The sequence below is a fragment of the Bradyrhizobium sp. LeoB3 genome (genome assembly GCF_055456055.1).
Genome location: NZ_JBVBEF010000167.1, coordinates 1 through 9,617 on the forward strand (window position 1 = coordinate 1; position 9,617 = coordinate 9,617).

Annotated in this window: 11 protein-coding genes and 2 pseudogenes; 5 read left to right on the plus strand and 8 right to left on the minus strand. The window is 57.9% G+C overall.

The window, feature by feature from the left end; all coding sequences use genetic code 11:
- Window positions 1-142: 142 nt before the first annotated feature.
- Both ACZXDY_RS43170 and ACZXDY_RS43175 read right to left on the minus strand, forming a co-directional pair.
- A pseudogene (locus tag ACZXDY_RS43170) lies at window positions 143-457 on the minus strand (zinc-binding dehydrogenase); the annotation flags it as partial.
- Window positions 458-676: 219 nt separating this feature from the next.
- On the minus strand, window positions 677-1,624 hold the full coding sequence (locus tag ACZXDY_RS43175; RefSeq protein WP_464349688.1) for a LysR family transcriptional regulator: 948 nt from the start codon (window positions 1,622-1,624) through the stop codon (window positions 677-679).
- Window positions 1,625-1,739: 115 nt separating this feature from the next.
- Here ACZXDY_RS43175 and ACZXDY_RS43180 point away from each other — a divergent pair, with 115 nt between their 5' ends.
- Window positions 1,740-2,282, plus strand: coding sequence for a carboxymuconolactone decarboxylase family protein (locus tag ACZXDY_RS43180; RefSeq protein WP_130229277.1), 543 nt, complete (start codon window positions 1,740-1,742; stop codon window positions 2,280-2,282).
- A gap of 22 nt (window positions 2,283-2,304) precedes the next feature.
- Here ACZXDY_RS43180 and zapE (ACZXDY_RS43185) read toward each other — a convergent pair.
- The 3 genes and pseudogenes from zapE (ACZXDY_RS43185) to ACZXDY_RS43195 all read right to left on the minus strand — a co-directional run bounded on the left by zapE (ACZXDY_RS43185) (window position 2,305) and on the right by ACZXDY_RS43195 (window position 4,285).
- Window positions 2,305-3,127: pseudogene (gene zapE, locus ACZXDY_RS43185) on the minus strand (cell division protein ZapE).
- Window positions 3,060-3,521, minus strand: a complete 462-nt coding sequence (gene zapE, locus ACZXDY_RS43190; RefSeq protein ID WP_464349689.1) for an AFG1/ZapE family ATPase — start codon at window positions 3,519-3,521, stop codon at window positions 3,060-3,062. The pseudogene zapE (ACZXDY_RS43185) and the gene zapE (ACZXDY_RS43190) overlap by 68 nt, the downstream one beginning before the upstream one ends.
- 11 nt (window positions 3,522-3,532) lie before the next feature.
- Window positions 3,533-4,285 (minus strand): sulfite exporter TauE/SafE family protein, encoded by a 753-nt coding sequence (locus tag ACZXDY_RS43195; protein ID WP_456645875.1) that lies wholly within the window; start codon window positions 4,283-4,285, stop codon window positions 3,533-3,535.
- A gap of 130 nt (window positions 4,286-4,415) precedes the next feature.
- Here ACZXDY_RS43195 and ACZXDY_RS43200 point away from each other — a divergent pair, with 130 nt between their 5' ends.
- Window positions 4,416-5,426: a LysR family transcriptional regulator gene (locus ACZXDY_RS43200; protein WP_464349690.1), complete on the plus strand. Its 1,011-nt coding sequence runs from the start codon at window positions 4,416-4,418 to the stop codon at window positions 5,424-5,426.
- Window positions 5,427-5,550: 124 nt separating this feature from the next.
- Here the strand turns inward: ACZXDY_RS43200 and ACZXDY_RS43205 are convergent, their stop codons facing one another.
- Together ACZXDY_RS43205 and ACZXDY_RS43210 are read right to left on the minus strand one after the other, a co-directional pair.
- On the minus strand, window positions 5,551-5,955 hold the full coding sequence (locus ACZXDY_RS43205) for a YybH family protein (protein WP_165435509.1): 405 nt from the start codon (window positions 5,953-5,955) through the stop codon (window positions 5,551-5,553).
- 64 nt (window positions 5,956-6,019) lie between these two features.
- Window positions 6,020-6,424 (minus strand): YybH family protein, encoded by a 405-nt coding sequence (locus ACZXDY_RS43210; protein WP_130229280.1) that lies wholly within the window; start codon window positions 6,422-6,424, stop codon window positions 6,020-6,022.
- 291 nt (window positions 6,425-6,715) lie between these two features.
- On the opposite strand from ACZXDY_RS43210, the gene ACZXDY_RS43215 reads away from it, so the two are divergent.
- From ACZXDY_RS43215 to ACZXDY_RS43225, 3 genes are all read left to right on the plus strand, one after another.
- Window positions 6,716-7,654 (plus strand): hypothetical protein, encoded by a 939-nt coding sequence (locus ACZXDY_RS43215; RefSeq protein WP_464349691.1) that lies wholly within the window; start codon window positions 6,716-6,718, stop codon window positions 7,652-7,654.
- A 775-nt stretch (window positions 7,655-8,429) separates the two neighbouring features.
- Window positions 8,430-8,642, plus strand: coding sequence for a hypothetical protein (locus tag ACZXDY_RS43220; RefSeq protein WP_464349692.1), 213 nt, complete (start codon window positions 8,430-8,432; stop codon window positions 8,640-8,642).
- A gap of 327 nt (window positions 8,643-8,969) precedes the next feature.
- Window positions 8,970-9,134 (plus strand): ParB N-terminal domain-containing protein, encoded by a 165-nt coding sequence (locus ACZXDY_RS43225; protein WP_165435510.1) that lies wholly within the window; start codon window positions 8,970-8,972, stop codon window positions 9,132-9,134.
- A gap of 6 nt (window positions 9,135-9,140) precedes the next feature.
- Here the strand turns inward: ACZXDY_RS43225 and ACZXDY_RS43230 are convergent.
- Window positions 9,141-9,617 (minus strand): hypothetical protein (locus ACZXDY_RS43230; RefSeq protein WP_464349693.1); only part of this gene is annotated, 477 nt, incomplete at its 5' end.

Sequence of the window (9,617 nt, forward strand, 5' to 3'; positions counted from 1 at the left end):
TCCGGCTGGAGCGTTTGCCGGGTGGGACTTGCACCCACTGGAAAGCGCCGCCTTGTCACGGCGCACACCCGTTGCGGACATTTTCCTCAAAGTCCGGCCGACCTGGGCAGCGCCGGCCGGCTGCGTGCATCAATGGGCGTCGCTAGGGACGAACGCGGATGATCGTATTCCCCTTACGTCGCTTGGTCGGATTCAAGGCGGCGACGGCATCGTCGAGGGTCGAGTCGTTGCCGATGTTCGTCCGCAGTCGTCCGTCCCGCACCCGCTGGACGATCTCTCTCGGTTGGGCACGATCGGACTCGACGACGAAGTCGACCGCCAGACCGTCGGAGGGCCGCGCCTCGGCCGGCCCGACGACGGTCACCAGTGTTCCTCCGGCTCGTATCAGTCCTGCGGACCGCTTCTGGATGTCACCGCCGATGACATCGAACACCAGATCGACTTGTCCCGCGGCCTGGTCCGTTACAACGATCGCCTTCATGGGAGTTGTCTCCTTGGTCGTTTGTCTCTGCGGTGGAAATGTTGCGCGGAGCGTGGACGCGCCGGCTAGCCACACCGATCTCGGTGAAACCAAAGGACTGGGCGCCATAGACACGGGCAGGGGCGTCTGATTTTCCAATCCTGCAAATGCGTTGATCTTACGTGTGGACCGCGGCAGTCATTCGCGAGCGGGGGGTTATTTCGTCTTGTTCACCCTGGTCTTTGGCGAGGAGAGTTTGGCCAAGTCAGCCGTCAGCGACTTCCGCAACCGAGGCGTAGCGAATTCCGTAAACCGCCGGAGCTTGAGGGGCAAGAGCGTCTGTCCCGCGTGCACCAGATGCACCGGGATTGGGTCAGGCTCGTAGTCCTGCAGAATGAGCCTGAGCTTGCCGTCGGCAACCGCGCGCGCGACCTGGTAGGAGAACACGTTCGTGACGCCGACGCCGGCGATCGCCGCGTCGATCGCGGACTCGGCCGTGTTGATCTTCAGCCGGCAGTACGGACGCACGCTCCTGGTCGCCTTGCCGCTCGGGCTGAAGATCCACGGCATCCCTGACGCCAGGGCCGAAAACGTCACACACATATGGTCGGCCAGGTCATCAGGCGTTTTCGGGACACCGTGGGCGGCGAAATAGTCGGGGCTGCCGCACACCACGCGCCTGATCTCTCCCACCTTCGTGGCGATGAGCGTGCTGTCGGGAAGCTCACCAACACGAACAGCCAAGTCGATGTGCTCGTCGACCATGTTGATTGTGTGGTCGGAGAGCGTTAGCTGGACGCTGATCTGTGCAAAGTGAGCGAGGAAATCGTTCACGACGGGTACGACGTGGAGGCGTCCGAACACAATCGGCGCGGTCATCGTGAGCGTACCGCGCGGAACAGTGTATTCACCGGTGGCCTGAGATTCCGCCTCATCAACCTGTTCCAGGATGCGTTTGCAGGCAGCGACGTAGGTGAGGCCCGCCTCGGTCAATGCGAGTTTCCGCGTCGAGCGGACCAGCAGCTGGGTCTTGAGGTGAGCCTCCAGTTCCGCGACCTTCCGACTGACGGTTGGCAGGGGAACGCCCAGCCGCCGTCCGGCCGCGGAGAAACTGCCGGCCTCGACTGAGGCGACCAAAATCGACATTGCTTCAAGTCGGTCCATCTTCTCTCACATTCCGAGAGGTCATTTCTCAGGATTACCGGATTATGCGGGCATTCGATAAGGGATATCGGAGTGCGTTAAGGCCTCTACCGGCCGGAGTTCAACGGAGAAGAAAATGTCCCGCATCGCTATCCCGGAGCTGGGTGAGTCACCCGCCGAATCGCAGGCAATTCTGGACAACGTCAACAAGACGCTTGGCTTCGTGCCGAATCACTATCGCCTCATGTCCATCAGTCCGAACGCCCTCGGCGGTTGGGCGGGCCTGATGGGGCCGGCGTCGAGGACCCTCGACCTGAAGACGCGGGAAGGGATCGCGCTCGCGGTCTCGGAGGCTAACGGCTGCAACTACTGCCTTGCCGCGCACAGCTACGTCTCGACGAATCTGGCGAAGATTCCCCCGGAGGAGATCGCGCTGAATCGGCAAGGCGATTCAAGCGACCCGAAGCGGCGGGCTGCGGTGGCGTTCGCAAAGGCCCTCATCGAGACGCGCGGTAAGGTTTCTGACGCGCAGTTTGCGGCAGTAAAAGACGCCGCGTGGACCGACGCCAACATTGTCGAGATGATAGCGTTGACAGCCCAGTTCCTGTTGACCAACTTCATGAACAACGCGGCGCAAACCCCGATCGACTTTCCAGCGGTTAGCCCTGCCAAGGCATAGCGTAAATTCTCAAGCACAATCTTCAATGGAGGGATCGCACTTCTCTCAGCCGGCAGAGATAGTCGCATGAGCGCATCTCGATGAGGCGCGACACGGCCCGCCTTGACTCGAGCAATTCGGGGAAAGTGTCAGACTGATTGGGTGGCGGACCCATTGCCCTACCGAAAGCCGCAACCATGCCAAGATAAATGCTGTGTGGGTCGCCATCTGCGGAAACGATGAGCTTCACATGCTGTTCGTGGAGAACATCGATAAGTGAGCAGAGGCGCTTAACGTGATTCCGATGACCGAATCTCGCGGGCAGCCCCTCAATAATGAGGGTATGAAACCTCTGTGCTATGGTGATGTAATCTACCGCTGCCATGGGGGTGAGGCACAAATCGCGGAAAGTGAAGCGAGCGACGCCACGCGCCTGAAGCGGTACGCGGATCGTTCGACCTACTACGGGCAATGTTAACGGCTCGGGTGGAACATTATTGGTGAGACGAGTGAAGACAAGATCAAGTTTAACCTTAGCATTCGCATCCGGGGGCGTATACCAGCCCCCTTCTGCCTCCCGTTTTTCTAAACGAAAGTCGGTGCGGGCATCGAGGTTCACGACATCAACATGCAATTTCAAACGTGCCACGAAAGGCAAGAACAATTCACGATAGATACCGCCTTCATAAAGGTGATCCGGATCGACATTGGAGGTCGCAACCAGCACCACGCCTTGAGAAAGCAATTCGGAAGGCGCGTCCGAGCATCATGGCGCCTGCGATGTCCGTAACGGCAAGTTCATCGAAGCGAAGAAGTCGTGCCTCGGTCGCGAGTGTTCGAACTACATGTGAGAGTTGGATCACCATCGCTCATATCGCGATCTTCCATCTTCTCGCGAGCTTTCCGAAGGCGGTCGTGCACATCCGCCATGAACTCGTGAAAATGTATCCGGCGCTTGGCTTCCAGCGGGACACTCTCGAAGAAAAGGTCCATGAGCATAGTCTTGCCTCGACCGACTCCGCCAAAAATGTAAATTCCGCGCCCCTTTTTGCCGGAGTTGTCTCCCCGATCGAGAAGTCGGGTCAAACCGAAGCGGGTCTGCTTGATGTCCCTGAGTCGGTGTGCCAACGCATCGAGCACGGCCACCACTCCCTCTTGCGCCGGATCACGCTCAATTGTTCCACTTGCAACGAGCGCGTCATAACGCTCGGTGACGGTGGTGGGGCCCGGTGGAACGGGTGGGCTTTCGATCTGGGGCATCGTCATCTGCCTCAGAAGAAGAGTGGGCGAACGACGAGTTCAAGGCCAAGAATGGCAAGGAAGATCAGAAACCAGCGCCGAAAGGTTGCAGCGCTTATGCGCTCGCGGACCGTTGTTCCGACCCACATGCCCAGCAACGAGGGAATGATCGCGAGTGCGGACAAAGTAGTATTTCCAAGATGGAAAGCTCCGCCACGAGCCAAGCCCGCCGCAAGCGCAATTGTTGAGACCGTGAACGACAGTCCCAGTGCCTGGATAAGATCATCTTTGGAAAGGCCGAGGGCCTGGAGATAGGGAACGGCGGGAAGTGTGAAAACCCCAGTTGCTCCGGTGATTGCCCCGGTTGTCAACCCAATAACAGGCGACAGTAAACGCTCAAGGCGCGCAGGAACCGACAATGGCTTCGCCCACAGGCTGTGCACCGCATAGAGAACCAAGGCGGAGCCCAATCCAACACTTGCGTATTCCGTATTGGCGCTCGTCAGAAGCCATGAGCCGGCGAGTGTGCCAACCACGATGCCGAGCATCATCGGCCAAAGCCTTTTCATCAGGGCCAGGAAATCCGGCCCCGTGAACAGCTGCCAAAAATTGGTGACAAAGGACGGAATGACCAGCAGCGAAGCTGCGCTAACTGGCGACGTGATCGCACCGAGGATACCCATTGCGACGGTCGGCAGGCCCATCCCCGTCACGCCCTTGACGATCCCGGCGAGGAAAAACGTCGACGCGATAATCAGAACATGCAGCGAAAGATAACCATTCATGTTGACTCGCTCGGATTGGGCGGTGTTGCATTTGACGACTTCGCGCGAGCCGATGGCAGCCGTGCGCATATGGCGTGACAGATTGGCGAGCAAACCTAGCTCTCATCAAGGGCCACCTCTCCAATGCCTTGTGTCAACGTCCAAAATCGGAGAATATGGCGTCGCATGTAGTAAAGTACGCTCGCCGACCAAGCGCCACAATTGGTCATTTCCGATCGAAGAATTCGGCAAAACCGAAGGAAAAGCATTGCGCTTCGATTTGACGGATATGCGGTTGTTCCTGACCGTGGTGGAGCAAGGCAGCCTCACCAAGGGCGCCGAGAACATGAATCTGGCTCTCGCTTCCGTGAGCGAACGCATTTCCGGAATGGAATCTGCGCTTGGCGCGCAGCTCCTGGAACGAAACAGGCGGGGGGTCACGACGACTGCGGCCGGTGATGCCCTGATCCGCCATGCCCGTTTGATCCTGGACCAAGTGGAGCAGATGCGCGGAGAACTGCGCACCTATGGCGCTGGCCTGAAAGGGCGCATCAGGCTCTTGTCCAACACGGCTGGGTTGGCCGCTTTTCTACCGCCGCGACTCCGCCGATTTTTGGTCGCTTATCCGGACCTTTCCATTGATCTCTATGAACGCCCGAGCACCGAGATTGTCCGGGCCATCCTGGAAGGTCGGGCTGATCTCGGTGTTGTAACCTACATGGCTGATCTGGCAGCGTTGCAGACCCGCGTTATTGCGCAAGACCAGCTCGTCGTTGTGGCGAGCGAAACACACCGCATCAGCGATCAACAATCGATAGCTTTTGCGGACGTCGTGGGTGAGCCGTTTGTCGGTCTGGCCGACACTGCACTGGAAGCTTATCTGGGAGAACGTGCAGCCCGCCTGGGCCGCCAGATTTACTACCGCATTCAACTCAGGCGGATCGAGTACATCGCAATGTTGGTCGAGTCTGGCGTTGGGATCGCCATTTTGCCCGAGGTTTCCGCCAAAGAGTTGGGGCACCTCGGCTTGGCGATCGTGCCGCTGCAAGACCGCTGGGCGCTGAGGCAACTTCATCTTTGTGCGCGTGATTTCTCAGCGCTCACGCCGCACGCCGGCTTGCTCGCGCAACAGCTTATGGAGCCGAAGGTCGCTATCCCTTAAGTGCTTCCGGGCGTCGCCGGGTTCAAGGCGGCGATGGCCGCCTCGAGATTGAGGCGGCCGATCCGCGCCTCGCCCGATGGCGCCGAGAAGAGTGGCTCCGGCGCCAAGAGCTGTCGTGGCGGTGTCAGGCGGGCTTTCGCAATACCGTCCCTTGATTGTTATCGATTATGAACCGCCAGCGCCCATCCGCGCCGCGGCGCACGATATCGCACGCCGTGCCTTTGAGGTGCACCTCCTTGCCGTCGCGACCCGTGCCATCGATCCACCAGTCATACACGAGCTGGGCGATATCGTCGGCGACGAAAATATGGCGCACCTTTGTCACGAGCGGCACGCCGGGCTCGACAAAGCGCTCGAGTCGGACGGTGATGTCTGCGTGACCAGTGACGGTTCGCCCGTCATCCTCGACGAACACGCACTTCGGGTCGAACATTTCAATCAACGCGCTGACCTTGCCGGAGTTGAGTCGCTCGATCAGCGACGGGACAACGCCTTCGGGTTCAGTAGGGAGTGGAAAGGACTCAGACATCATTGATCTCCTGTTCGTGCTGGTTGAAACGGTTTTGATAGTAGGTGCTCGGCTGGCGCATATGTCAGGCGGGCTTTCGCACTGCCGTCCCTTGATTATTATCGATTATGAACCGCCAAAATCCGTCCGCACCGCGGCGCACGACATCGCATGCCGTGCCTCCGAGGTGCACGTGCTTGCCGTCGGGCCCTGTGCCATCAATTGACCAGTCCACCACGAGCTGGGCGATCTCGTTGCCGGCGAACACATGGCGCACTACGGTCTTCACCGGCAGGCCGAGCATGATATCGCGCTCGAGTTTGGCGGCGATCTCTGCGTGACCAGTGATGGTTCGCCCGTCATTCTCGACGAACACAGACTTCGGTTCGAACAAGGCCATTACCTCGCTGACCCTATCGGATTTAAACCGCTCAATCAGCGACGGGACAACGTCTTCGGGCTTAGTAGGAAGTGGAAAGGACTCAGACATCATTGATCTCCTCTTCGGGTTGTTGAACCACAATGCGGGACGAAATTTTCCAATTGCCGTATGTATGGTTCCGATTGCAGCTTCGGCGAATATGCCGTCGCACGTCGCAAGTAAGCTCGCCGGCTAGACGCCACAATTGGTCATTTCCGATGGGTGGGTTCGACAGGACCGAAGGAAAAGAATTGCGCCGCGTCGATGGCAATCGATTCAATAACCGATGGTCATTAGACATCGAGTTTCGCGTTCCTATTTTCGTCTCGTCTGCAAAGGAATTCGGAAAATTAGATTATAGTGAAATACACAACGAGATTATTTGCCCAATTTCTTGCGGTTACCTTCGTGGGAGGAATTGGGCTTGCGGTCGATACCACGGGTATATCTCTTATCCTGTTTCCCGAGGTGGCCGCTTTAGCGTATGATGTATTCACGCGCCCCCGCGGAAAATGGGCAAGCCAACCAATCAGACTGATTGCTACCCCTACGATCACCGCGATCCTGGGGGTGATGATTACTCGCCACTGGGAATACAGCGCCCTCGCGGTAACTGTTGTTGCCCTCCTGAGCCTATTTGTTATTAAACTGCTCCGATCGAACATCGGAGCTGCGATCTCTGCCGGTGTGCTTCCAATGGCCCTCGGCGTGATGAGTTGGGGTTACCCTGCCGCCATTCTCGCGGGACTCGCCGTACTCGCCATTGCGTTGACGTTCTGGAAGCGCCTTGATCCCGATAGTTACCTATCTGAGGGGGGCAAAGAGAACCGGATTATTGAGACCGCCGAAACTCCGCCGAGAGATCGGTTCTGGATCTTCGCACTGACGGCATTCGTCTTCGCGCTGGGAGCGGTGGCGCAAACAACGGGATTGCGCTTCCTGTTATTCCCTCCGCTGATCGTCGTAGCCTATGAATTATTTGGTCACCCGGACCTTCCTGGCTGGATGTCACGGCCGGTATTGTTTCCTCTCGTATGTTTCCTGACCGCATCCGTCGGCTTACTCTTGAGCACGGGCTTTCACACAGAATTTTTGGGCGTGACGGTTACCATGCTTTGCTCGATTGCTATTTTACGGATGTTTAAAGTCCATATGCCGCCTGCCCTCGCCGTTGGTTTGATACCGTTCGTCATCGACCATCCCACCTTTTGGTATCCGATCTCGGTGTTCTTGGGCGCCGCCGCACTAATCGCGGCCACCGGAACATACAGCTTTATTACTAGTAAATATTTCCGCTAACGCTTCATGCTGAACCATCAGATCGCCGGTCAGTGTCTCACGTTGTTCTCGTGAGGCTGCAATCTTATTACGCTCAGAAGGCTTACTCATTCGCGTTGCCCCTTGAGTCGGCTGCACCGGACCCGAGGCCACCAAATCGGACGGCGGCGGGAGTGGCGTTGCCGGGCTTGCCGTGGCCGCTGGTCGATCGCCTGTAACGAAAATGACGCCCATCGCTTTTCTTCATCATTTTCCGATTCTGGTTGCCCTGCCGACATGAAAAAGCTGTAGCGCGCCTTAGACGGTTATAACGTAAACGTAGTGCGCATCTTCATCGCTCCCGGCACGCCAGCCGCCGATGTTTGAGCTGGGTCTTTAGCCATCACACGCAACGACGGAACTAAGCAATCGTAGCCCACAGTGACCCCGCGCAATCCTTGCTGTGCTCGCGCGACATCTACGAAGTTCTCAGAGCTCACCGAGCGAAGTTCGCGACGTCGTTTGTGCAAGCACGACGGCATTGATTGCCGATTCAGCGACTGAACGTGGCTTACAAGTCTGTGCAGAAAAAACGTAGGCGTCGACTGCCATGCGGCTCGTGGCATTCCTCGCTACGGCATCACGCTGCGCGGCGGCAATAACGATCGTCTATCGAGACTATGACGAGAGTTGATTTCCCTCGCCGGCGCTGCAAGGTCATTCTCGTCATGTGGTGGATAGGTATCTTTAACACGAATGGGAGCTACGATGAAGATTCAAGTCCGCAGCCTCGCGATTGCGCCGGTGGGGAGTGCCCATGATCAGTTACGCTAAAGACATCTATCCGCTCTTCACGGACAAGGATGTCCGGGGCGTGTCCAAGTTCTTCGACCTCCGCAGCTTTAAGGACGTCAAAGCGCGGTCCGAGCAGATCTCCAATCGAATTCGTGGAATTTGGCGGCTCGGTCATACCGCCGCCGCCGCCGAACGGCGATGGTCCTTGGTCGCAAGAGAAGATCGATCTATTTGAAGCGTGGGTGAAAGAAGGATGCCAGCCGTGATTGGGCAACGCTGCTGCTAATTGCGCGTCGGTTAGCCAATCCCACTGCGAGATCATGATCACCGCTTCGTTGGGGTTTTCCCAGCGGGCAAGCCGGCCGTGGAAACAGCGCTGGTTGACCGTTTACGACCCTATGAGCGCAAATCGCGGCGGCATTCGCCGGAGCAAATCGAGCAAATCGCTGCGTCAATCCGAGTTGGATCATTCCGATCTCGGCGTCGATGACGGCGCGGTTCTCGCCGCTCACGGCCGGTTAGCGGCGGGGAAATTGCTCGAGTCGCCGAGGTACCGGTCATCGTGGCGCGCGGCTGGTCGGAACAGCAGAAGCGCGCCTATGTCATCGCCGACAATCGGCTCACCGACGCGACCGATTGGGATGACGAGATGGTGCGGCTTGAGTTGACCGATCTGCTTGAGGGCGGCTTCGAGCTATCGCTGACTAGGATCACCGAGGACGAGTAGGCAAGATCAGGATAGTTTTCGCGTTAGCCGTTCTTGCAGTGTCGTCATCAGCATTTTCAAAACAATCGCCGCTAACGGGAGAGCCTTACTGACTGCATTTGCTGTGCAATAATTCTGGAGCGAAAATCTCGGGACTAACCAAGATTTGCTACTATAGCTGCGCAAATCCGAGCGTGCCATGACGGCGAGGACGTAGGAGGCCAGCCCGCGTTGGACCACACGCTGGAAGTTGAACCGAAACGCGCAATTCCGCCCAAAGGAGAATTCACAGTAGTTGAGCACGCGATTGCCACTCCACTCAAGACCGCCAAGGCATTCGGCATCGATATCCCGGCGACGTTGCTCAGTCGCGCCAACAAAGTGATCGAATTGAGATGCTGCTTGCTGCGGTGCATAACTCTCTTGTTGGCCCTTCGCGACAGTTTGCGCAGCGCGTAGACATGTCCGCAGTTGGGGATAGACCGGAAGTCTCGGGCTGAGGGG